General features: G+C 64.9%; 19 protein-coding genes. 3 read left to right on the forward strand and 16 right to left on the reverse strand.

Annotated elements, in window-relative coordinates; translation table 11 throughout:
* Positions 1-25 precede the first annotated feature (25 nt).
* Positions 26-4,615, forward strand: a complete 4,590-nt coding sequence (locus ACNJX9_RS24950; protein ID WP_439404656.1) for an autotransporter domain-containing protein — start codon at positions 26-28, stop codon at positions 4,613-4,615.
* Between the two features lie 125 nt (positions 4,616-4,740).
* On the opposite strand, the gene ACNJX9_RS24955 is transcribed toward ACNJX9_RS24950, so the two are convergent.
* The 12 genes from ACNJX9_RS24955 to ACNJX9_RS25010 form a co-directional block, all read right to left on the reverse strand.
* Positions 4,741-5,853, reverse strand: a complete 1,113-nt coding sequence (locus ACNJX9_RS24955; protein WP_439404658.1) for a polyamine ABC transporter substrate-binding protein — start codon at positions 5,851-5,853, stop codon at positions 4,741-4,743.
* Between the two features lie 6 nt (positions 5,854-5,859).
* Positions 5,860-7,038, reverse strand: a complete 1,179-nt coding sequence (locus tag ACNJX9_RS24960; RefSeq protein ID WP_439404660.1) for an aminotransferase — start codon at positions 7,036-7,038, stop codon at positions 5,860-5,862.
* Positions 7,039-7,046: 8 nt separating this feature from the next.
* Positions 7,047-7,373: a rhodanese-like domain-containing protein gene (locus ACNJX9_RS24965; protein WP_026202463.1), complete on the reverse strand. Its 327-nt coding sequence runs from the start codon at positions 7,371-7,373 to the stop codon at positions 7,047-7,049.
* A gap of 158 nt (positions 7,374-7,531) precedes the next feature.
* Entirely contained in the window at positions 7,532-9,460 is a 1,929-nt protein-coding gene (locus ACNJX9_RS24970) for a potassium transporter Kup (RefSeq protein WP_439404662.1), read from the reverse strand.
* 153 nt (positions 9,461-9,613) lie between these two features.
* Positions 9,614-11,512 (reverse strand): potassium transporter Kup, encoded by a 1,899-nt coding sequence (locus ACNJX9_RS24975; RefSeq protein WP_057758399.1) that lies wholly within the window; start codon positions 11,510-11,512, stop codon positions 9,614-9,616.
* A 172-nt stretch (positions 11,513-11,684) separates the two neighbouring features.
* Positions 11,685-12,515, reverse strand: a complete 831-nt coding sequence (locus ACNJX9_RS24980) for an OmpA/MotB family protein (RefSeq protein WP_057758401.1) — start codon at positions 12,513-12,515, stop codon at positions 11,685-11,687.
* Positions 12,516-12,540: 25 nt separating this feature from the next.
* Positions 12,541-13,314 (reverse strand): motility protein A, encoded by a 774-nt coding sequence (locus tag ACNJX9_RS24985; protein ID WP_057759060.1) that lies wholly within the window; start codon positions 13,312-13,314, stop codon positions 12,541-12,543.
* A gap of 211 nt (positions 13,315-13,525) precedes the next feature.
* The gene (locus ACNJX9_RS24990) at positions 13,526-14,350 is read right to left on the reverse strand and encodes an SDR family NAD(P)-dependent oxidoreductase (protein WP_439404665.1); all 825 of its coding nucleotides are present in this window, start codon (positions 14,348-14,350) and stop codon (positions 13,526-13,528) included.
* 15 nt (positions 14,351-14,365) lie between these two features.
* Positions 14,366-15,085 (reverse strand): RraA family protein, encoded by a 720-nt coding sequence (locus tag ACNJX9_RS24995; RefSeq protein WP_439404667.1) that lies wholly within the window; start codon positions 15,083-15,085, stop codon positions 14,366-14,368.
* 120 nt (positions 15,086-15,205) lie between these two features.
* Complete coding sequence (locus ACNJX9_RS25000) at positions 15,206-16,087, reverse strand: CDP-alcohol phosphatidyltransferase family protein (RefSeq protein WP_439404669.1); 882 nt, start codon at positions 16,085-16,087, stop codon at positions 15,206-15,208.
* Positions 16,088-16,174: 87 nt separating this feature from the next.
* Positions 16,175-16,879: a phosphatidylserine decarboxylase gene (locus ACNJX9_RS25005; RefSeq protein ID WP_439410124.1), complete on the reverse strand. Its 705-nt coding sequence runs from the start codon at positions 16,877-16,879 to the stop codon at positions 16,175-16,177.
* A gap of 74 nt (positions 16,880-16,953) precedes the next feature.
* Positions 16,954-18,909 carry an ABCB family ABC transporter ATP-binding protein/permease gene (locus tag ACNJX9_RS25010; RefSeq protein ID WP_439404670.1) on the reverse strand — a complete coding sequence of 652 codons (1,956 nt, stop codon included), beginning with the start codon at positions 18,907-18,909 and terminating at the stop codon, positions 16,954-16,956.
* A 202-nt stretch (positions 18,910-19,111) separates the two neighbouring features.
* Here ACNJX9_RS25010 and ACNJX9_RS25015 point away from each other — a divergent pair, with 202 nt between their 5' ends.
* Positions 19,112-19,717, forward strand: a complete 606-nt coding sequence (locus tag ACNJX9_RS25015; protein WP_057758407.1) for a TIGR00730 family Rossman fold protein — start codon at positions 19,112-19,114, stop codon at positions 19,715-19,717.
* On the opposite strand, the gene ACNJX9_RS25020 is transcribed toward ACNJX9_RS25015, so the two are convergent.
* From ACNJX9_RS25020 to cysS, 4 genes are all read right to left on the reverse strand, one after another.
* Positions 19,718-20,095, reverse strand: a complete 378-nt coding sequence (locus ACNJX9_RS25020) for a VOC family protein (RefSeq protein ID WP_057758409.1) — start codon at positions 20,093-20,095, stop codon at positions 19,718-19,720. It abuts the gene before it with no gap.
* A 116-nt stretch (positions 20,096-20,211) separates the two neighbouring features.
* On the reverse strand, positions 20,212-21,810 hold the full coding sequence (cimA, locus tag ACNJX9_RS25025) for a citramalate synthase (RefSeq protein WP_439404671.1): 1,599 nt from the start codon (positions 21,808-21,810) through the stop codon (positions 20,212-20,214).
* Positions 21,807-22,298, reverse strand: coding sequence for a GNAT family N-acetyltransferase (locus ACNJX9_RS25030; RefSeq protein ID WP_439404672.1), 492 nt, complete (start codon positions 22,296-22,298; stop codon positions 21,807-21,809). Before ACNJX9_RS25030 ends, cimA begins: the two co-directional genes overlap by 4 nt.
* Complete coding sequence (cysS, locus tag ACNJX9_RS25035; protein ID WP_439404673.1) at positions 22,298-23,695, reverse strand: cysteine--tRNA ligase; 1,398 nt, start codon at positions 23,693-23,695, stop codon at positions 22,298-22,300. The genes ACNJX9_RS25030 and cysS overlap by 1 nt, the downstream gene beginning before the upstream one ends.
* A gap of 293 nt (positions 23,696-23,988) precedes the next feature.
* Between cysS and ACNJX9_RS25040 the strand changes: the two genes are divergently transcribed.
* Positions 23,989-24,324, forward strand: coding sequence for a hypothetical protein (locus ACNJX9_RS25040; protein WP_439404674.1), 336 nt, complete (start codon positions 23,989-23,991; stop codon positions 24,322-24,324).
* Positions 24,325-24,432: the final 108 nt, after the last annotated feature.

Consider the following 24,432-nt stretch of genomic DNA (forward strand, 5'->3'; position numbering starts at 1 on the left):
TCCGATCGCTCTTGCCGCGATTGTTTTGATCGCTGGTTTGCTGGCCACCCCGGCACGTGCGCAAAGCGGTGGCGTCGGTGGTGACGGCGACTATGCGCAGACGGGACAAACCGGCGGTGCCGGCGGCGTTGCGGGCATCAGTGGCGGGGTCGGAGGCAACGGTGGCGCGCCGAACCAGTCGTGTCAATGCACCGGCGGCGGCGGCGGTGGCGGCGCTGTGGGGGCAGCGGGCGGAGCCGGTGGCCCGGGCGGCGCCAATTCGCTTCCCGCCGGCGGCACCGGTGGGGGCGTCGGACAGGATGGGACTGATGGAACGCCCTTGAACTATTCGGCCAGTGGGGGCGGCGGTGGCGGCGGCGCCGCCACCGGGCTGAGCGGCGCGAGCCTGAACAATTCCGCGACGCTGATGGGTGGAAATGGCGGCAAGGGCGGGAACGGCGGGGTCAGCGACATCGCGTTCAGCAACGTCGCGGGCGGCGGCGGCGGTGGCGGTGCGGGCAGCACCGCATTCACCGTCACCGGCGCCGGGATTGTGTCGAACAGCGGCGGCATCACGGGCGGCGCGGGCGGCGCGGGTGGCGCCGGCGCTATCGGTGGCAACGGTGGTGACGGCGGCAACGGGATCGTCGTGACGGCGACGGGCGTGACCGTCAACAATTCGGGAGCGATCTCCGGCGGCGCCGGCGGTGTTGGCGGCGTAGCCGTCCCTGACCCCTATACGGCCTATCGGCTGGGTCGGGCCGGAGCGGCAGGCATCGGAGGCGCCGGCATCATCGGCGCCGGCTTGACCATCATCAACAGCGGTACGATTGCCGGCGGCGCTGGATACGGTGCCGGGGGCAACGCCATCAGCTTCACGGGCGGCGCCAACACGCTGACGTCGGTTGGCGGCACGCTGACCGGCAATCTCGGCCTTGCCAATGGTGTCGGTGCCAGCCTGACCTTCGCGCAAACGACCGCGGCCGGCGCCTCAGGCGACGTGACGATCTCCGGCATCACCGGCCTCACAGGCGGCGCCACCGATGCCTCGGTCGCGATCAAGCTCGACGGTGGACGTTCGCTCACCATCACCGGCGCCAGCACCTACAGCGGCGGCACCTCGGTGAGCGACGGATCGACGCTCGTCATCGGCAACAGCGATTCACTCGGCACCGGCACGCTGACGATGGGCGAGACACTTGCCGGGGTCACCAGGCTGGTATTGGCCGGCGACCGCCTCACCATTGCCAACACCATCGTCATCAACAGCGATCCCATCATCACCGTCGCGGCAGGCACGACCAATACGATGTCGGGGCCGATCAGCGGCACCGGCGACATCGTGCTCAATGGCGGCGGCACATTGGTGCTGTCAGGCGCCAATACATACACCGGCGCAACCACGATCTGCGGCACCGCGTGCGGCGCGGCGGGCGGCAGCAGTGTGCTTCAGGTCGGCGTCGACACGATCGGCACGCCCGGCGCGATCGTCTCGTCGGCAATAGGCACCGGCGCCTTAACCTTCAACGGTGGCACGCTGCAGGCCGGGGGCAATTACACCATCGCCAATGCCGCGCAGATCAACGCCAATGGAGCGACGATCGATTCCAACGGATACACCTTCACCTATTCCGGCACCATCGCCGACGCCGCAGGTCAAGTGGGCAGCCTGCTGCTCAAGAACGCCAACGGCACCGTGATCCTGTCTGGCGCCAACACCTATTCCGGCGGCACCACGGTCGCCGGCGGCACGTTGCGGGCGACGAACGGCAGCGCGCTCGGCACCGGCACGGTCACTCTGCAAAACGCCCAATTCCAGGCCGGCGGCACAAGCGACCTGATATTCGCCAACAACTTCAAGATCGATCAGTCGACCAACGGCAGCATCTTCGATGCCAACGGCAAGACGCTGACGATCGCCGGCAATATTATCGGCTCCGGCCAGGTGACGATCGCGGACTTTACGTACCACCGGAACAAGGTGGTGTTGCTCGGTACCAACACCTACAGCGGCGGCACCAGAATCGGCTCACCGCTGGTGCTTGGTGATGCCACCCACACCGCGTCCATCATCGGTCAGGTCGTCAACTACGACAGGCTCTACATCCGGAATGCCGACACCTCGGCGATCACCAGCCTGATCACGAACGTGTCCACCTACACGGAATTCTCGGGCACGACGACCGCGAGCACCATGACCGTCAGCAATCTCGGCGCCGTCTATTTCCTCAACAGCAGCAGCGCCGGCAACGCTACGATCGCTAACAATTACTTCTACATCGGCGGGCCGACTCTCTATGGCAACGTGCAGTTCGGCACGATGGGAGGCACCGATACCAGCACCGCGGGCCGTGCGACGATCAACAACAACGGCGGCTACACTGCCTTTTACGCGGCGACCAATGCCGGGACCGCCACCATCATCAACGACTCCGGCTCGACGACGTTTATGGATCAGTCGTCGGCGGCCGGAGCGACGATCACGAACCGTAATGGTGGCACTACCTCTTTCGGCGGGTGTTGCGTCAACGAAAACGTGACGGCAGGCAATGCCGCCATCACCAACAACGATGGGGGGTGGACCGTTTTTCAGGGCAGTGCGACCGCGGGCAGCGCCGTCATCACCACCAATTCCGGCGGCCAAACCATCTTCTACCAGAATGCAACGGGCGGCGACGCACAGTTCATCACCAATGGTACCGGCTATGCCGACTTCTCCTTCAGTCGCGGCACCAACGGCGATGGCCGCATCACAGCCGGCTCGATTGCCGGCTCCGGTTTCTATTCCATCGGCGGCGGCAACACGCTCGTGGTCGGCAGCAACAACCTTTCGACGACGGTCAGCGGCGTGATCTCCGATTTCAATACCGCCCCATGGTGCGGTTGCGGCACGGCCGGTCCGGGTAATCTGGAGAAGATCGGCACCGGCACGCTGACGCTCTCGGGCACCAACACCTATACCGGCACCACCGTCGTCAACGGCGGCATGCTCCAGATCGACGGTTGGATCGCATCCTCGAGCCTGACCAGAGTGAACGCGGGCGGCGCCCTCTCCGGCGCCGGCACCGTCGGCAACACCGTGATCGCCAACGGCGGCATCCTGCTGGCCGGCAACGGCACGCCGGGCTCGTCCTTGACCGTCGCAGGCAACCTCGCCTTCCAGTCGGGCGCGCTGTATCTGGTGACGGTCAACGCGAGCGCGGCCTCATCGGTCAACGTCACCGGCACGGCCACACTCGGTGGCGGGATCGGCGTGAGCATCGCCGCCGGCAGCACCGTTGCCAAGCAATACACGCTGGTCTCCGCGGCCGGTGGCCGCAGCGGAACGTTCACCAGTTTCGCGGTAACAGGCGTGCCGTCCGGCCTCGCTGCGAGCGTCGGCTACGATGCCGGTCACGCCTACCTGAATTTCGCGCTCGATTACGGCACCCGAACCAACCTCAATACCAACCAGAAGACAGTCGCAGCCGCGCTGCAGAACTTCTTCGACGCCAATGGCGGCATCAACTCCACCTTCGTCGGGCGCTCCGCAAACGGCCTGTCGCAGCTTTCCGGCGAGAGCGCGACCGGATCGCAGCAGACCACGTTCGGCGCCATGAGCCAGTTCATGGGATTGCTGACCGATCCGTTCGTCGCCGGCCGCGATAGTGGCGCGGGCGGTGGCGCTCCCGCCGTGCCATACGCCGACGAGAGCGCTTCGTTCGCCGATCAGGCGCGCAGCGGCGATGCACGCGACGCCTTCGCCAGCATTTCGCGCACAGCGCCGCATGCGGAGTCCGCCTTCGACCAACGCTGGAACGTCTGGGCGGCGGGCTTCGGCGGCTCGCAGACCACCAGCGGCAACGCGGCGGTCGGCTCGGCCAATACGACAAGCAGCCTCTACGGCACCGCTGTCGGCGCCGACTATCGCTTCTCGCCGAACACCATCGCCGGCTTCGCGCTCGCCGGCGGCGGCACCAGCTTCAGCGTCAGCGGTCTCGGCTGGGGCCGCTCGGATCTGTTCCAGGCCGGCGCCTTCCTGCGCCATACCATCGGCCCGGCCTATCTCACCGCGGCGCTCGCCTATGGCTGGCAGGACGTCACTACCGATCGCATCGTGACGCTCGCCGGCACCGACCGCCTGCGCGCCGAGTTCAACGCCAATGCGTGGAGCGGCCGTCTCGAAGGCGGCTATCGCTTTGTCGCGCCGTGGACCGGCGGCCTCGGCCTCACCCCCTATGCCGCGGGTCAGTTCACGACGTTCAACCTGCCGGCCTATGCGGAGTCAGTCGTCTCGGGGAGCAATACTTTCGCGCTCGCCTACACCGCCAGCAGCGTCACCGACGCCCGAAGCGAGCTCGGCCTGCGCGCCGATAAATCCTTCGCCATGGCGAACGGCGTCCTCACGCTGCGCGGCCGCGCCGCCTGGGCCCACGACTTCAATCCCGACCGCAACGTCGCCGCGACTTTTCAGGCACTGCCCGGCGCGAGCTTCGTCGTCGGCGGTGCGCGACCGGCAGCCGACTCCACCCTCGCCACCGCCTCCGCGGAGATGAAATGGCTGAACGGCTGGTCGGCGGCGGCGAGCTTCGAGGGAGAGTTCTCCGACGTGACCCGCTCGTACGCCGGCAAGGGGACGGCACGTTACGAGTGGTAGGTGGCGCCTGCTCTCTCGCGATGCTGCGAGCTGGTGTTTTGCCCGACGTGTCAAATGACCGGAGCCTCGCCGGCGACGGTTCTACTGTGCATGGGGTTGTTTTGCGGAAATGGGCACGCGGCGTGTCAGCGCCCCGTCTTCACCTTGGTCCAGAGCCGATTGATGATGCGCTGGGTGGCGGGATCGCGGGCGGTGATGACGAACAGCTTTGCGAGCATCGCCTCGTCCGGATAGATGTTCTTGTCGCCCAGGATCTTCGGATCGACCAGTTTCTGGCTGGCGAGGTTGCCGTTGGCATAGGACAAAAAGTCCGAGTTCTTGGCGGCGACGTCGGGGCGATAGAGATAGTTGATCAGCTCGTAGGCTTCCTTGACGTTCTTGGCATCCGCGGGGATCGCGAGATTGTCGAAGAACATCTGCGCGCCCTCCTTCGGAATGGTGTAGCCGATCTCGATGCCGCTCTTGGCTTCCGCCGCGCGGGCGCGGGCCTGCATGATGTCGCCGGACCAGCCGACCACGAAGCAGATCTCGCCGGTGGCGAGCGCGCTTAAGTATTCGGACGAGTGAAACTTGCGCACGGACGGGCGGACTTTTGCGACGGCGTCCGCGGCCTTCTCGAGGTCGGCCTGCTTGGTCGAGTTCGGATCGAGCCCGAGATAGCTCAGCGCCGCCGGAAAGATGTCGTCGGCGGAGTCGAGCATATGCACGCCGCATTCTCTGAACTTCGCCAGGTTCTCCGGCTTGAAGACGATGTCCCAGCTGTCGATCTTGGCGTCGGGGCCCAGGATCTGCTTCACCTTGGCGACGTTGTAGCCGATGCCCGTCGTGCCCCACATGTAGTTCGCGGCGTAGACATTCCCGGGGTCGTAGGTGGCGAGGCGCTGCGTCACCACGGGCCAGGCGTTGGCGAGGTTCGGCAGTTGCGACTTGTCGAGCTTCTGGAAGATGTTCGCCTTGATCTGGCGCTGCAGGAAATAGGCCGTGGGCACCACGACGTCGTAGCCGGACTTGCCTGCCATCAGCCGCGTCTCCAGCGTCTCGTTGGCATCGAAGGTGTCGTAGACCACCTTGATGCCGGTCTCCCTGGTGAAGGCCTCAAGGACGTCGGGCGCCATGTAGTTCGACCAATTGTAGAAGTTGACGACCCGCTCCTCGGCGCGCGCCCCTTGCGAGAGCAACGTCAGCGCCGCGGCGACCGCAAGACCAAGGCGAAACCTGGAGCGCCTGACGTTGGTCATCTCTGTCTACCTCTTGCGTCCACGTATCGCATCCGACAGCCGCTCCAGCGCGGTGTCGAGCGTCTGGTCCTTCTTGGCGAAGCAGAAGCGCACCACCGAGGTCACAGGGTCCTGCTCGTAGAATGCCGAAACCGGGATCGCCGCGACCTTGTAGTCTTTCACGACCCGCCAGCAGAACTCGGTATCGCTCTCGTTGAGCCCGAGCGGCGACAGGTCGACGGTGAGGAAGTAGGTGCCTTGCGACTTCAGCACGGGGAAGCCGAGGCTCTCGAGGCCCCTGGTCAGGCGATCCCGGCTCCGCGTCAGGTCCTTGCGCATCGACAGGAAGTAGTCGTCGGACTTGCCGAGGCCGTAGGCGACGGCGGCCTGCAGGTTCGGCGCGGTGGTGAAGGTCAGGAACTGGTGCACCTTGGCGGCGACGCGGAGCAACGGCGGCGCGGCGCAGACGAAGCCGATCTTCCAGCCGGTCAGCGAGAAGATCTTGCCGGCCGAGCCGACCTTGATAGTGCGCTCGCGCATGCCGGGGACGGTGATCAGGGGGATGTGCTTGTGCTCGTCGAAGGTGACGTGCTCCCAGACCTCGTCGCAAATCGCGATGACGTCGAACTCCTGGCAGTACCGCGCCAAGAGCTCGAGGTCCTCGCGCGGATACACCACCGCCGACGGATTCAGGGGATTGTTGAACAGCACGGCCTTGGTCTTTGAATTGAAGACGCTTTTCAGCATGTCCTCATTCAGTCGCCAGTGCGGCGGCTCGAGCCGCACCAGGCGCGGAATGCCGCCGGCCTGGCGGATGATCGGCAGGTAGGAATCATAGACCGGCTGGAAGCAGACCACCTCGTCACCGGGCTGCACCACCGCCAGGATCGCCGAGGTCAGCGCCTCGGTGCCGCCTGACGTCACCATCACCTCGCTCATCGGATCGAGCTTGAGGCCATGCCAGTGGCCGTAATGGGTCGCGATCGCCTGGCGCAGCTCCGGGATGCCCATCATCGACGGATACTGGTTGTAGCCGTTGAGCGAGGCGTCGGCCGCGGCGCGGCGGATGTCCTCGGGGCCGGGATCGTCGGGAAAGCCCTGGCCGAGATTGATGGCGGCATTGTCGCGCGCGGCCTGCGACATCGCCTCGAAGATGGTGACAGGAAGGTCGGCGAAGACCTTGTTCAGGGAAGAGCTTTTGGACATCGACCCGATCAGCCACCGACCTTGCTGGGAAGCCCCGCCGCCTTCCAGCCAAGCATGCCGCCGGCCAGATGCTTGTCGTAGGGCAGGCCGGCCGCTTGCGCCGCCAGCGAGGCGGTCACCGAGCGCTTGCCGGAGCGGCAGGCGAACACGACGTCCTTGCCTTGGGGATCAGGGATTGCCTTGGGATCGAAGGTCGAGAGCGGCACGACCACGCCGTACGGGTAAGCCTCGGCCTCGACCTCGTTCGGCTCACGGACGTCGACCAGCAGATAGCGCCCTTCCGCGACACCCTTGGAGACCTCGTCCGGGGTCAGATCCTGTACTTGATTTGCCACATCATCCTCCAACGTCGGGGGCGCTCGCCGGAGTGATCCCGGCCGGCGGCAACCTCGCCTCTCGGCAAGCGAAAATCAAGCGCTACAAAGGCTTGAGCTGCCTTGCGCAAGTTAAAGCTAAATCGCAGCGACTTGAAGTGCGGCTTTGAATCCGGGCGCTAGATCGTGACTTGCGTGCCGACCTCGACCACGCGCCCCGAGGGGATCTGGAAATAGTCGGTGGCATCGTTTGCCGAACGGCTGAGCGAGATGAACAGCCGGTCCTGCCAGCGCGGCATGCCCGAATGGGCGGCAGGCTTGAGCGCCCTGCGCGACAGGAAGAACGAGGTCGACATGATGTCGAACTGCCAGCCGAGCTTGCGGGCGATGGCGAGGGCCTTCGGCACGTTGGGCGATTCCATGAAGCCGAACTTCAGCGTCACCTTGGAGAAGGTCGGTGAGATCTGCTCCAGCCGGACGCGCTCGGCCGGATCGATGCGCGGGGTCTGCGCGGTCTCGATGGTGAGAATGACATTCTTCTCGTGAAGCACTTTGTAGTGTTTCAGACTATGCATCAGCGCAGTCGGCGCGCTGAGGGGATCGCTGGTCAGGAACACCGCGGTTCCAGGGACCCGCTGCGGTGGCCGCTTTTCCAGCATCGCCACGAGGTCGGCGAGCGGGAATTCGAGCTTGCGCGACTTCTCGAACAGCAGCCGGCTGCCGCGCCGCCACGTGTACATCAGCAGGATCATGAGGGAGCCGAGCGCAAGCGGCACCCAGCCGCCCTCGAACACCTTGAGCAGATTGGCGGCGAGGAACGTCAGGTCGAGGAACAGGAACGGCGCGATCAGCGCCGCGGCTCCCAGCGCAGACCACTTCCAGGCCTTCCAGATCACGACAAAGCCCATCAAACCGGTGACCACCATGGTGCCGGTCACGGCGATGCCGTAGGCCGAGGCCAGCGCGCTGGAGGAGCGGAACAACAGGACCATCAAGATCACGGCAACCAGCAGCAGCTGGTTGATGCGCGGGATGAAGATCTGGCCGGAATGGGCTTCGGATGTATGGCGAATTTCAAAGCGCGGCAGCAGCCCGAGCTGAATCGCCTGCCGCGTCAGCGAGTAGGCGCCGGTAATGACGGCCTGGCTGGCGATGACGGTGGCGGCGGTGGCAAGCACAACCATGCCGCCGCGGACCCAGCCTTGGGGGAACAGCTGGAAGAACGGACTCTCGATTGCGGCGGGATCGCCGAGCACGAGAGCACCCTGCCCCAGATAGTTCAGCGCCAACGACGGCAGCACGACGAACAGCCAGGCGGTCTGGATCGGCCGCTTGCCGAAATGGCCGAGGTCGGCATAGAGCGCCTCGGCACCGGTCACGGCGAGAAACACGGCGCCCAGCGTGACGAAGCCGATAATGCCGTGGTGGAGCATGAAGGAAACGGCATAGAACGGGTTGAGCGCGAGCAGCACCTGCGGCTGCCGGATGATCGGACCGATCGCCGCGATCGCGATCACCGCGAACCAGACGCACATCACGGGTCCGAAGAACGCCGCGACGCGGGCGGTGCCGCGCGACTGTACGGCAAACAGGACGACCAGGATCAGGACGGTCAGCGGAACGATGTAGGGCTCGAATGTCAGCGTGACGTCCTTCATGCCTTCGATCGCCGACAGCACGGAGACCGCCGGCGTGATCACGGCATCGCCATAGAACAGCGCGCCGGAAATGATACCGAGCAGGACGATGGTCGCCCCGCCGGTGCCGACCGCGCGCTGGGCCAGCGCCATCAAGGCGAGCGTGCCGCCCTCGCCGTTGTTGTCGGCGCGGAGCAGGATCACGACGTATTTCAGCGTCACCACGACGACGAGCGCCCACAGAATCAGCGAGACGACGCCGAGCACGGCGACCGTCGTGGGCGCGCCTTCCGCGCCCGATGCCGCCATCACCGCCTCGCGGAACGCGTAGAGCGGGCTGGTGCCGATATCGCCGTAGACGACGCCGATGCTGCCGAGCGTCAGCGCGCCGAAACCGACGGTGGTGTGGGCGTCGCCACGCCCATTGGCCGCCGCCGTTGCCGGGGCGGGAACTGCTACGTCACTTGTCATGGGAGAGCCTGGTGGCCTCTAAAAATGCTTCACTGCACAACAGCTGAAGAGAGCGCGCGGCTTATAGTCCTGCGCTGCCGGCATAGCCTAGCCCGATTCTGGGCCCTTGGCATGCAAAATTCACATAGGTCCGCCCTTGGGTCCCATTTGCCCTCAAATGGTGACTTGGGTTCCGACTTCAACCACCCGGCCGGTCGGAATCTGGAAATAGTCGGTGGCGTCGTTGGCCGAGCGGCTGAGCGCAATGAACAGGTGGTCCTGCCAGAGCGGCATGCCCGATTGCGCCGAGGCCTTCAGCGAGCGCCGCGACACGAAGAACGACGTCGACATGATGTCGAACTGCCAGCCCTGCTTGCGCGCGATCGCGAGAGCCTTGGGCACGTTGGGCTGCTCCATGAAGCCGAAGCGCAGGCGCACCTTGGAGAACTTCTCGCTGATCTTCTCCATCTTGAAGCGCTCGGAGAGATCGACCCGCGGCGTGTGCGCGGTCTCGATGGTCAGGATCACGTTGTGCTCATGCAGCACCTTGTTGTGCTTGAGATTGTGCAGCAGCGCGGTCGGCACGAAAGCGGGATCGCTGGTCAGGAACACCGCCGTGCCCTTGACGATGTGCGGTGGCCGCTTCTCCAGGCTGCGGATCAGGTCGTCCAGTGGCACCTCGATCCGGCGCGTCTTCTGGATCAGGATCGCCGAGCCGCGCCGCCAGGTCCAGATCGTCGCCGCCATCGTCGCACCGAAAAGCAGCGGGACCCAGGCGCCTTCGAGCAGCTTCAGGAGATTGGCGCTGAAGAAGGTGATATCGACCATGACGAAAGGCAGGATCACCACCGCGGCGGTCGCAGCCTTCCAGTTCCACAATTTCCAGATCACCACAAAGCCCATGATGCCGTCGGCGACCATGGTGGTGGAGACCGCAATGCCATAGGCCGAGGCGAGATTGCTGGGCGTGTGGAACAGCAGCACCAGCAGCATCACGCCGATCAGCAGCAGCCGGTTGACCCGCGGCAGATAGATTTGGCCGGCATGGGTCTCCGACGTGTAGCGCACCTCGAAGCGCGGCAAGAGGCCGAGCTGCACGGCCTGATAGACCAGCGAATAGGCACCGGTAATCACCGCCTGGCTCGCGATGACGGTGGCGGCAGTCGCGAGCCCGACCAGCGGCAGCACCAGATGCTCGGGCACCATGCGATAGAATGAATGCTCGATCGCGCTGGGATCGGACAGCACCAGCGCGCCCTGGCCGAAATAGTTGATCAGCAGCGAGGGTAGCACGAAGAACATCCAGGCCGATTGGATCGGCTTGCGCCCGAAATGACCGAGGTCGGCGTAGAGCGCTTCACCGCCGGTCACGGCGAGAAACACGGCGCCAAGCGTCACCAGGCCGATCGTGCCGTGCGACAGCAGGAATTGCAGCGCGTAATAGGGATTGATCGCAGCCAGCACCGACGGATCATCGGCAATGTGGATGACACCCAGCACCGCGAGACATCCGAACCAGACCACCATCACCGGTCCGAAGGCCGAGGCCACCAGCGCCGTGCCCTTGCTCTGCACCGCGAACAGCAGCACCAGGATCAGCACCGTGAGCGGCACGACATAGTGCTCGAATGCGGGCGTCGCGAGCTTGAGTCCGTCGACCGCCGATAGCACCGAGATCGCCGGCGTGATCATGGAATCACCGATGAACATCGAGGCGCCGACCACGCCGAGCGCGAGCAGGAACCAGCTCCGCCGCCCCAGCGCGCGCTGGCCGAGCGCCATCAAGGAGAGCGTGCCGCCCTCCCCGTTATTGTCGGCACGCAGCAGCAGCAGCACGTATTTGGCGGTGACCACGATCAGCAGCGCCCACAGGATCAATGACAGCACGCCGAGCACCATGATCCGCGTCACCGGCGCGCCGTGCGCCGCGCCCCTCACCGCCTCGTGAAACGCGTAAAGCGGCGAGGTGCCGATGTCGCCGAAGACGACACCGATGCTCCCGAGCGTCAGGGCCCAAAAACCTGATGTGACCGGCCCCTCCTGGGTCTCGGTCTGTGTGATGCTCGCCGTCATGCGGGTGGAAAACGTTTCGTCCCTGGAATTGATCCGGCGCCTTTCGACGCTTCAGACGCGCCTGTCAATCGGCCTGCCACCATAGCAGGAGCCGCGGCAGATGCTGTGACGGCACAGCCACGTTCGCCAGCATGGAGACCGGCCGCCTGAGGTAAAATGGTAGGCAAGGGATTTAGGGCTTCAGGTTCGGCGGCAGCGGCGGATCTTCGCGCATCAGGGTGATGGTCACGCGGCGGTTCGCCGCGAGCGATGGATCGTCCGGGAACAACGGCTGGGTATCCGCCTTGCCGGAGACGGCGAAGATGTGCGACGGCGGCAGGCCCTCGCGCTCGAGGATCTGGCGCACCGCGTTGGCGCGATCGGCCGACAGGTCGAAGGCACCATAGTCGCTGCGCGTCGGCACGAAGCCGGCCGCGGTGTGGCCCGCGATGGAGACACGCAAGGGCGTGGCCTTGAGCGGGACCGCGAGCTTCTCGATCAGGCGACGGGTGCGATCGTAAGGCACCTTGGATCCATCCGCGAACATCGAGCGGCCGTCCTGGTCGACGATCTCGAGGTTGAGGCCCTGCTTGGTCTCCTCGAACATGATGTGCTTGGACATTTCGGTCAGTTCCGGCATGTCCTGCAGCGCCTGACGCAGCGAGGCCGCGGCCAGTGCGAAATTGCGATCGATCTTCATCTTCGCGCCCTGGGTGCGGTCGCGATCTTCCTGGTCCGGCGTCGGCGTGTTGGAGGCGTCCTCCGGCTCGATGTGATCGACGTTCTTCAGCCGCGGCCGGGTCGGCAGACCGTCGGACTCGACGATGCCGGCGTAGCGCGCCTCGCTCTGGACGCCGAAGGCGTCACGCATCGAGCCTGCGACGACCTTGAGCTTGTTGGCATCCTGGGTCGAGAATGCGACGAGCATCACGAAGAAGCTCATCATCAGTCCCATCAGGTCGGCGAAGGTCACGAACCAGCCGTGACCGCCTCCGTGAGCATCGCCGCGCTTCTTCTTGGCCATATCTCGATATCCGGACCGGGCAGCCTTATGCCGGCACCGGCTCGCCTTCGGCGTGGCGATGCTTCTCCGGCAGATAGGCCAGCAGCATTTCGCGCACGAGCGTCGGGCTCTTGGAGTCGCGGATCATCAGGATGCCGTCGATGATCAGCGTGCGGTTGGTTTCCTCGTCGAGCAGCTTGCCGTGCAGCTTGTCGGCGATCGGCAGACAGAACAGGTTCGCCACCAACGCGCCGTACAGCGTCGCGAGCAGCGCGGTTGCCATGAACGGGCCGAGCTTGGACGGGTCGGTCATGTTCGCGAACATCTGCACCATGCCGATCAGGGTGCCGATCATGCCGAACGCCGGGGCGCAGTCGCCGATGGCGCGGTAGATCTTGCTGCCCTCGTCGAGGTGCATGAGGAAGTTGTCGCGATCACGCTCGAGATTGTCGCGGATGAAGTCGAGGTCGTAGCCGTCCGCGACGTAGCGGATGCCCTTGGCAAGGAACGGCTCGTCGGTCTCGACCTTTTCGAGGCCGACCGGTCCCTGCTTGCGGGCGATCTCGGCGATGCGGGCAAGCTCGTCGACGAGGTCGTGCGCCGACAGCCGGCTCATGGTGAAGGCGAACTTGGCGCCGAGCGGCAGGCCGTGCATCAGCGCGGACAGCGGGAAGCGGATCATGGTCGCCGCGGTCGAGCCGCCGAAGATGATGATCATCGCATGTTCGGAGATGAACATGTGGAGATCACCGCCCAAGAGCATCATGGTGGCGATGACGCCAAAGCCCACCACAAGGCCCACGCCGGTCATGATATCCATGGCAGACTCCAACGCGAACGCAACAACGGCCATCCTGGCCGCTGGCACGGTCCAACCCGAACCGCATCGGAACCCTAGAGGGGTGCCCTTAAAGCCGCGTAAAGGTTAAGTTCATCCGATGCGACCGAGCGGCGCAACGCGACGGAACGACCGTGGCTTTGCCGTTCTGCGACATCAATCTCAACACTTTGCTAACCATAATTGAGGCGCGTCAGGACGACAGTCCCGTCAGCTCCAGGCTGAGCGTGCGCAGGCGGCGGCGCGCATCGGCATCATAGGCCTGCGGATTGGCGCGTGCCTCGTTCATGCCGTTGAAGAACAGGCCGCTTCGAGCGGCAACGTCGTCGCCCTCGACCAGATGCAGGATCGCCGCGCCGCCCTGCTCCACCGTCGACATCGGCGTGATACCGCCGGCGCGCACCATCGTGGTGTTCATATAGGTCGCCGGATGCAGCGCGTTCACGGTGATCCGGTCGCTTTTCAATTCCTCCGCGAGATCGATCGTGAACATGATCTGCGACAGCTTGCTCTGCGCATAGGCGCGCGAGCCGCTATAGCCCTTCGTGATCATGACGTCGTCGAAATCGATCGGATGCTGGCCGAGCGAAGCGACATTGACGATGCGCGAGGGCGCCGCGGCCTTCAGCAACGGCAGCAGCAAATGGACCAGTAGGAAGCCCGAGAGATAGTTCACGGCAAAGCGCAGCTCGTGACCATCGCAGCTCTCCTGTCGTTGCGGCCCGTCATTCTGCGAGCCGATGCCGGCGTTGCTGACGAGGACGCCCAGGCGTTTGTGGTCACGGATCACAGCCGCCGCAAGCTCGCGCGTGCCTGCCATGGACGATAGATCGGCCTGATAGAAGGTCGGCGCGGCGTGGCCGGCCTTCACGATCTCGTCGACCAGCGCCTTTGCGCGCTCAGCACTCCGGCCATGGATCAGGACATCAGCGCCTTCGGCGGCAAGGCGGGTTGCAACATAGCGCCCGACACCATCGGTCGAGCCCGTGATCAGCACCGTCTTGCCGCGCATGTTCATGACGTCGCTCCTGGACTAGTGAATCTCCGCCGAGCGTTTCAGCGCGGCCTTGAGCTTCTCCAGCGAAAAGTCGGGGCTGCGCGCGATCTCGAGGATCAGCGTCTCGCGGCGGCCGCAGAGCTCGGCGGCCTCAGGCAGTTTCGCAGCGACGTCGAGCGGGATCACGATGGCGCCATGCCGGTCGGCGTGGATCAGATCGTCCGACCTCACGGTCATGCCGGCGACGCGCACCTCGCCGCCGAAGCTCTCGGCATGCACCCATGCATGCGACGGGCCGATCGAACCGGCCAGCGCCTGGAAACCAGGAGCCCATTGCGGGATGTCGCGGATCGAGCCGTCGGTGATGACGCCGAGGCAGCCCAGCGCCTTGTGCACGTTGCTCTGCACCTCGCCCCAGAACGCGCCGTAGCCGACGTCGGGGCCATCGATGTCCTGGATCACCGAGATGCGCGGACCGTGGCCGGTTCCGACATACTCATAATATTCGATGCGGCGCTTCGACTGTTCCTCGGCCGGGAGCGAGGATTTCAGGACCGAGCGGATCGCGACCGTGCGGGCATAGCCGACGATCGGAGGCAGATCCGGGAACGGGCAGACCAACTGTTTGGTGGTGTAGCCGATCAGGCGGCGCTCCGGCGCCACGATCTCCATGGCATTGCAGATCGTCGGCGTGTCATAGCGGCCCAGCGCTTCGAGGACGGAAGCGGGCAGCGGCCCGGTCGCGGTATTGGTCACGGCGTTCTCTCCCAGATTGGCGGCTGATTGACGCGATGCCGCCGACACAGGGCGATATAGCCGAGATCGGGCCTCAACCCAACTCGGGTGGCCTCATGGCAGATATCCGCGTGCGATCGCTCAGTGCAGTCGTCCGGGCCGGCCGTCGTCGTGCGGCGGCTCCGACAGGCTTGTCAGTGTCGGCGCCGACGGCGGCGACGGGACCTCGCCGCTGGGCGGCGTGGTGGCCTGCATCGCGCGCGCCTGGTCGCGGTAGGATTTGTAACCGAGCGGCAGGGCGAGAAGATACAGCGCCGTGCCGATCGACAGCACGTACCAGGGATAGCTGATCAGAAGCGCAATGAAGAAGATCACCGCGACGAACGCCGGCAGCACGAGCTCGGGAGGCACCCGCATGCGCATGCTCTTGCCGGAGAACACCGGCAGCCGCGACACCATCAGGAAGGCGATCAGCAGCGTGTAGCCGGCCGTCAGAGCCGCAGGCCAGCGCCCGAGATCCAGGAACGCCGCATAGATCGGCAACATCACCGTGATGGCGCCGGCCGGCGCCGGCACGCCGGTGAAGAAATTGGCGGCGAATGCCGGCTTGTTCGGATCATCAAGCGTGGCGTTGAAGCGCGCGAGCCGCAGGCACATGGAGATCGCAAACACCATGGCCGCGATCCAGCCGGCATTGCCGAGCTCGTGCAACTGCCAGAAGTACAGCATCAGGCCGGGCGCCACGCCGAAATTGACGAAGTCGGCGAGGCTGTCGAGCTCGGCGCCGAATTTGGACTGGCCCTTGATCAGCCGCGCGATGCGGCCATCGATGCCGTCGAGCGCGGCCGCGAACACGATGGCGTAGACGGCCAGCGTCATCCGCCCCTCGATCGAGAGCCGGATCGCCGTCAGCCCGGCGCAGATCGCCAGCAGCGTGATGACATTGGGCACCAGCATCCGCACCGGGATCGGGCGGAACCGCCGGCGGCGAATATCTGGATCTCGGTCGTCGTAGGGCGTCATTGGCTCGTCCTTACCTCTGGGCGAGATATAGCAAGCCGTGCCCCCCTCCGCCATTGCGGCGGAAGGCCCCCGACAGCGGCGTCTTGGTCAAGAGGCGCGGTAAGTGCGGCCGGGGTCGTCGCCGGTGAGGTCGGCCAGGATGGTCTCGCCCGCGATCGCTGTCTGCCCCTCCGAGACCAGCGCCTTGGTGCCGACCGGCAGGTAGACGTCGAGCCGCGAGCCGAAGCGGATCAGGCCGAACCGCTCGCCGGCACCGACCGCCTGCCCTTCCCTGACGAAGCAGACGATGCGCTTGGCCACCAGGCCCGCGATCTGGATCACGCCGATGCGGCCCTGCGGCGCCGAGATGACGAGCGAATTGCGCTCATTGTCCTCGCTCGCCTTGTCCAGCTCGGCGTTGATGAACAAGCCCGGCCGATAGGCGATGCGGTCCACCCTGCCCGCGACGGGAGCGCGATTCACGTGGCAGTTGAATACGCTCATGAACACCGAGATGCGCGGCAGCGGCCGGTCGCCGAGGCCTAGCTCGGCCGGCGGCAGCGCCATGGTGATCATCGAGACCCGGCCGTCGGCCGGCGACACCACGAGCCCGTCGCGCTGCGGCGTCACGCGAACGGGATCGCGGAAGAACAGCGCGCACCACACGGTGAGGATCGTGCCGATCCATCCCAGCGGCGACCACAGCCAGAACAGGACCAGGCTTGCCAGCGCAAAGCCGCCGATGAAGGGATAGCCCTCCTTGTGGATCGGCGGGATCTGACGCTGGATCGAATCGAGAATGGACATCGCTATCTGCCGCTGGAGGGGTTGGTGGCACGGGTCGTCGCGCCGGCCTGTTTAGGCCAGAGTTGGGACCGGAGACAAGCTCACTCCGCGGCCGCCTGCGCCGCGAGGGCGTCCTCGACCGGCGGCGGCTCCCGGTTGGGCGCCTCGCTGCTGTCGGCCATACGAGCCAGTTTCTCGCGCGCGGCCTCGGCCTCGCGCTGCCTGTTCCACATGCTGGCGTAGAGACCGTCCTGTGCGAGCAGGCTGGCATGGGTACCGCGCTCGGCGATGCGCCCCTGGTCCAGCACGATGATCTCGTCGGCGCCGACGATGGTCGAGAGGCGGTGTGCGATCACCAGCGAGGTGCGGTTCTTCGCGACGCGGTCGAGCGCGCCCTGGATCTCATGCTCGGTGTGGGTGTCGAGCGCCGACGTCGCCTCATCAAGCACCAGGATCGGCGGCGCCTTCAAGACGGTGCGCGCGATCGCGACGCGCTGCTTCTCGCCGCCCGACAATTTCAGGCCGCGTTCTCCGACCTGGGTCTCGTAGCCCATCGGCGCCATGCGGATGAAATGGTCGATCTGCGCAAGACTTGCGGCTTCCTCGACCTCGGCATCATCAGCATCCCAGCGGCCATAACGGATGTTGTAGCGGATCGTGTCGTTGAACAGCACCGTGTCCTGCGGCACCATGCCGATCGAGGCGCGCAAGCTCGCTTGCGTGACCTGCCGGATATCCTGGCCATCGATCAGGATCTTGCCGCCGGAGACGTCGTAGAGGCGGAAGAGAAGGCGCGAGATGGTCGACTTGCCGGCGCCTGACGGGCCGACGATCGCCACCGTCTTGCCGGCCGGCACCTCGAAGCTGATGCCTTTGAGGATCGGCCGCTTCGGCTCATAGGCAAAGCGCACGTCCTCGAAGCGCACGGTGCCGGCGGAAACGACCAGCGGCCGCGCACCGGGCGCGTCCTTGATCTCGGCCTCGCGGTGGATCACGTTGAACATCTTCTCGATGTCGATGATCGCCTGCTTGATCTCGCGATAGACCATGCCCATGAAATTCAGGGGTTGGTATAGCTGGATCATCATGGCGTTGACCAGCACGAAATCGCCGACCGTGTTGGTGCCGTTGCGCACGCCGATCGCGCACATCAGCATCGTCGCGGTCAGCCCCAGCGTGAAGATCACGGCCTGCCCCGTGTTGAGCACGGCGAGTGACGTGTAGGCGTGGACGCTCGACTCCTCGTAGCGCGCGACCGAGCGGTCGTAGCGTTGCGCCTCGCGCGCCTCGGCGCTGAAATATTTGACGGTCTCGTAATTGAGCAGCGAGTCGATCGCCTTGGTGTTCGCGTCGGTGTCGGAATCGTTCATCTTGCGGCGGATGCCGATCCGCCACTCGGTCGCGACGTAGGTGTAGTACATGTAGACCGCCACCGTGATCAGCGTCGCGACCACGTAGCGCCAGTCGAACTGCCACAGCAGCACCGCCATCAGCAGCGAGACCTCGACAATGGTCGGGATCAGCTGAAGGATCACCATGCGCACGATGACCTCGATGCCCGCGCGGCCGCGCTCGAGCACGCGCGTCAGGCCGCCGGTCTTGCGCTCGAGGTGAAAACGCAGCGAGAGCTCGTGCATATGGATGAACGTGATGTTCGCGAGCTTGCGCACCGCATGCATGGCGACACGCGCAAAGATGCCGTCGCGCCATTGCGTCAGCACCGCCATCACGATGCGCATGATTCCGTAGCTCGCCGTCAGCAGCAGCGGCGATGCGACCACCCACAGGTGCCAGTTGCCGGCCTGCACCGGCGCCGTGTCGGCCCCGGTGAGCGCATCGGTTGCCCATTTGAAGCTGAACGGCACCGTCAGCGTGATCAACTTGGCCGCGAACAGCAGCACCATCGACCAGACCACGCGCATTTTCAGGTCGAAGCGGTCGCTCGGCCAGATATAGGGCCACAGATGCGCAAGCGTGCCCATCAGCGTGGCCCGCTCCAGCGGTCCGGCAGCGGAAGCAGGAACGTCGGTGCCGTCTAGCGATTGAGGTTGGTCCATCAAGAAAGCCTGAGAGCCCACCAAAGGCGGGCGGCGCTGCGATTAACGATTTGTGCCCCCCATATAGAGACTTCCCGATGCCAAAGCACCCCGCCAGATGGCGAATCTTCGATTGTTCATCGCCGTTTACCGGTAGATTTCCGGGTAGTCCGAATCACCTGAAGGGCTTGACGCCACTTCGCTGCAATGCATCATGACAGCAATGAGCACCATCAAAACCGTTTGTGTCTATTGCGGCTCCGGCCCCGGAACCAATCCCCACTTCACAGCAGGCGCTAAAGCGTTCGGCAAGGCGCTGGCCGAGAACAATATCCGCCTGGTCTATGGCGGCGGCTCGCTGGGCCTGATGGGCTCGGTCGCGACATCAGTGCTGGACCACGGCGGCACCGTCACCGGCATCATTCCCGAATTCCTGCGCAAGCGCGAGAATGCGCTGACGCGCGTGCAGGAAATGATCGTGACGCCCGACATGCACGAGCGCAAGCGGCTGATGTTCGAGCGCTCCGACGCCTTCGTGGCGCTGCCGGGCGGCGTCGGCACGCTGGAGGAGCTGGTCGAGCAATTGACCTGGAAGCAGCTCGGCCGGCACGCCAAGCCGGTGCTGCTCGCCAACATCGACAATTTCTGGGAGCCGCTGTTCTCGCTGCTGTCGCACATGCGCCAGACCGAGTTCATCCGCGCCGGCCTCTCGGTCGACATTCTCAAGGCCGATCGCGTCGAGGACATCCTGCCGAAGCTGAAGGCGGCTGCGGCGCAGATCGCCGAGACGGAAAAGCAGATGGCGCCGGAAGTCGCGCGCAAGCTGTAATCAGTCCTGCGGAAACGTCACCGCCTCGATCCGGTTGCCGTCGGGGTCGACGACGAAGGCCGCGTAATAGCGCACGCGGTCATGCGGACGGAGGCCCGGCGCGCCGTCGGAGGCGCCGCCGCTCGCAACCGCAGCAGCGTGGAATGCATCGACCTCACCTGTCGTCTTCGCCCGCAGACAGATATGCACACCGCTCTCCGGGGGGACTGGCGGCATGGCCTCGCGCAGATTGATCCAGAATTCGGGATAGGCCTTGCCGAAGCCGACCGTGCGCGGCCGGGTGACCAGGCGCGTGAGCCCGAGCGTGGCGAGCGTGGCCTCGTAAAACCTTGCAGCCCGATCGAGATCGCTGACGCCGACGGAGATGTGGTCGATCATTGGCGCGCTCCCCTGTCTCCCCACGTCATTCCGGGGCGATGCAACGCATCGAACCCGGAATCTCGAGATTCCGGGTTCGCCTCTTCGAGGCGCCCCGGAATGACGGTTGCACCATCCTACGCGGGCGCGCCCGACTTCACGAGCTTGTAGATCACCGAATCCATCAGCGCCTGGAACGAGGCGTCGATGATGTTCGGGGACACGCCGACCGTGGTCCAGCGGTCGCCGTTCTCGTCCTCGCTCTCGATCAAGACGCGCGTCACCGCGCCGGTGCCGCCATTGAGGATACGGACGCGGTAATCGATCAGCGTCAGGCCCTCGATGTATTTCTGGTATTTGCCGAGATCCTTGCGCAGCGCGACGTCGAGCGCGTTGACGGGACCGTTGCCTTCGGCGGCGGAGATCAGGCGTTCGCCGGCGACGTCGACCTTGACCACGGCGAGCGCCACGGTGACGCGCTCGCCGAGCGCGTTGTAGCGCTGCTCGACATTGACGTCGAACTGTTCGACCTCGAAATAATGCGGCACCTTGCCGAGCGTCCGGCGCGCCAGCAGGTCGAACGAGGCATTGGCGGATTCATAGGCGTAGCCCTGCGCCTCGCGCTCCTTCAACTCCTCGACCAGTCGCGTCAGCTTCGGATCGCTCTTCTCGTAAGGAATGCCGGCACGATCGAGCTCGGCGATGACGTTGGAACGGCCGGCTTGGTCCGACACCAGCACCTTGCGGTGATTGCCGACCAGTTCCGGCAGCACATGCTCGTAGGTCTGCGGATCCTTCATCACGGCGGAGGCGTGGATGCCTGTCTTGGTGACGAAGGCGCTCTCGCCGACATAGGCCGCATGGCGGTTTGGCACGCGGTTGAGCATGTCGTCGAGCGTGCGCGAGACCTTGACGAGCGTCGCCAGCTTTTGCGGCGACAGCGAGATCTCGAAGGCGTCCGAAAATTCCTTCTTCAATTTCAGCGTCGGGATCAGTGAGCAGAGATTGGCATTGCCGCAGCGCTCGCCGAGGCCGTTCAGCGTGCCCTGGATCTGCCGCGCGCCGGCGCGCACCGCGGCCAGCGAATTCGCCACCGCCTGCTCGGTGTCGTTATGGGCGTGGATGCCGACATGGTCGCCGGGAATGTGTTTTGTCACTTCAGTGACGATGGTCTCGACCTCGTGCGGCATGGTGCCACCATTGGTGTCGCACAGGACCACCCAGCGCGCGCCGGCATCGAAGGCCGCCTTGGCGCAGGCGAGCGCAAAGCTGGCATCTTCCTTGTAACCGTCGAAGAAATGCTCGCAGTCGAGCATGACCTCGCGGCCCGCGGCCTTCGCCGCCGCGACGCTGTCGCGAATCGAGGCGAGGTTCTCCTCCTTCGTCGTCTCCAGCGCGACGCGCACCTGGTAGGCCGAGGACTTCGCCACGAAACAGATCGCGTCGGCCTTCGCCTCCAGCAGCCCGGCGACACCAGGGTCGTTGGAGACCGAGCGCCCTGCCCGCCGTGTCATGCCGAACGCAGTAAAGCGCGCATGGTTGAGTTTCGGCCTGGACGCAAAGAACTCGGTGTCGAGCGGATTGGCGCCGGGATAGCCGCCCTCGACATAGTCGATGCCGAGATCGTCGAGCATGTCAGCGATGACCTGCTTGTCGGCCAGGGTGAAATCGACGCCGTTGGTCTGCGCGCCGTCGCGCAGCGTGGTGTCGAACAGATAGAGGCGCTCCTTACTCATTGCGTCGCTCCGAGCGTCTTTTTCATGGTGGTGTTGGCGAGCCACTCATCGTTGACGGTGACGCTGTTGCGCTGCTGGGCCGTGTAGCCGCGCTTGGCGAAGAAGTTCTGGGCGGTGTCGCTGGCATCGACCGTGAGGTTGGTAGCGCCGCGGCCGCCGGCGAGCTTCTCCAGCGCGTCGACGAGCAGGGTTGCGATACCCTGCCCCGCCACGGCCGGGTGCACATAGAGCATGCGGATATGGTCGGCGCCGCGCAGCGAGGCAAAGCCGACGGGCGAGCCGTCGAGCGTCGCCACCAACGTCAGGTCGGACGCGAGGTGCTTGCCGAACTCCTCGTCCTCCGCCATCTCCATCCAGGCCTGCTGCTGCGCCTCGCTGTAGTCGTCACCGGTCAATTCCTCGATGCTGGCAGCGAAGATCGCGGCCAGCATCGGAACATCGGCCGGCAGGAACGGCCGCAAGCCGGGCTTGGGATGCGCTTGTGCCATCACGCCAGCTCCCAGGTCGTCACCGGCTTGCCGTCGGCATCCTTGCCGTCCTTGAGCACCACGCCCTTGGCGGCGAGCTCGTCGCGGATGCGATCGGATTCCCTGAAATCCTTTCGCGCGCGCGCAGCCGTGCGCTCCGCAATCAGGCGGTCGATCTCGCCGGCATCGACGCCACTCGCCTCGCGCTTGCGGCCTTCCCATTGCGCCAGGCTCTCGGACAGGAAGCCGAGCAGACGCAGCGAGGCCGAAAGGCCGGCCGCATCGGCCGCATTGCGCAGACCATGCAGCGCCGCGATTGCCTGCGGCGTGTTGAGATCGTCGAGCAGCGCGTCGACCACAGACGCCGCGGGCTTGGACGGCGCAACGTCAGCCGCAAAGCGATACCAATCGTTGAGCGTCTTGGCGCTCTCCTCCAGCGACTTCATGGTCCAGTCGATCGGCGAGGTATAGTGCGTCTTCAGCATGTTGAGGCGCAACACTTCACCCGGCCAGTCCTTGAGCAGGTCGTGGATGGTGACGAAGTTGCCGAGGCTCTTCGACATCTTCTCACTCTCGACCTGCAGGAAGCCGTTGTGCATCCAGGTGTTCGCCATGCGCTGCTGGTGGAAGGCGCAGCAGGTCTGGGCGATCTCGTTCTCGTGATGCGGAAACACGAGATCGATGCCGCCGCCATGGATGTCGAACTGCTCGCCGAGATGCTTCCAGGCCATGGCCGAGCACTCGATGTGCCAGCCCGGACGGCCCTCGGCCTTGATGCCTGATGGCGACGGCCAGGACGGCTCGCCGGGCTTGGACGGCTTCCACAGCACGAAGTCGGTCGAATCCTTCTTGTAGGGTGCGACGTCGACGCGGGCACCGGCGATCATCTCGTCCAGCGAACGCTTCGACAACGCGCCATAGCGCGGCAGTCCGTCATTGACCGCGTTCATCGCCTGCGGTGAGAACAGCACGTGATCCTCGGCGACATAGGCGAAACCGCCCTTGACCAGCCGTTCGATGATCTCGCGCATCTCGCCGATATGCTCGGTCGCGCGCGGCTCGACGCTCGGCCGGAGCGCGCCGAGTGCATCGACGTCGGCATGGAATTGCTTGCCGGTCTGCTCGGTGACCTTGCGGATCGCCTCGTTCAGCGGCAGGCCGGGAAAATCCCGCGCGGCGCGGTCGTTGATCTTGTCGTCGACGTCGGTGATGTTGCGGACATATTTGACGTGGGCCTCGCCATAGAGATGGCGGAGCAGCCGAAACAGCACGTCGAACACGATCACCGGCCGCGCATTGCCGATATGGGCGTAGTCATAGACGGTCGGTCCGCAGACATACATGCGGACGTTGTTCGGATCGAGCGGCACAAAGGGCCGCTTTTCTCTGGTCAGCGTATCGTGAAGACGCAATTCCATATGGACACCCATCGGCTGTTGGCCGGGCGTCCAGTGCTCTCAATGTGTTTTGAGAAAAGACGGCTCCAGCCAGCGAATCGCTAGCTCGTAATCTCGCGGCAAATAATGCAGATGGCGAGGAGACCGTTCATGCGGCGACATATGGGCCATGAGGCCGGCTTTCGTCAAGAGAGCCACGGAAATGCCGCTTTATTTCCGCAAAGCCCGTCGCCCTGCCGAGATGGTTCATCATCCTTAACCATTTGAGCCCATTCTGGAACCGGCGGTTCCTATTTTTGCCCCAAGGTGTTTTCATGCGATCCTTGCTCGCGCTCATTTCCTGCGCCTCGATGCTTGGCGGCTCGATGCTCGGCGCCTCGATCCTTGGCGCCTCCAGCGCCTGCGCCGAGACCCGCATCTTCATCATTTCCAACCAGGCCGACGGCTATGGCGTCGACCAGTGTCTGGCCAAGGGCGAAAAATGCGGCGCACAGGTCGCCCGCAGCTACTGCCAGTCACAAGACTTTGCACAGGCATCTAGCTACCGCCGAGTGGATCCCGACGAAATTACCGGGTCTGTCCCCAAATCCGGCGCAAACTGCTCCCATGGCCATTGCGACGAATATGTCGCAATCACGTGCCAGCGCTGAATTTCGCTCGGAGCTGGCGGACCTTAGGACCTGTCTTCGGCCCCTGAAACGACGTGACGATGCCGCCGGAAGCGGCTATTGGAGGGCGCGCGTCGGCCCCCCAGATCA

The sequence above is a fragment of the Bradyrhizobium sp. BLXBL-03 genome (genome assembly GCF_051853015.1).
In the GTDB taxonomy this organism is placed as follows: domain Bacteria; phylum Pseudomonadota; class Alphaproteobacteria; order Rhizobiales; family Xanthobacteraceae; genus Bradyrhizobium; species Bradyrhizobium manausense.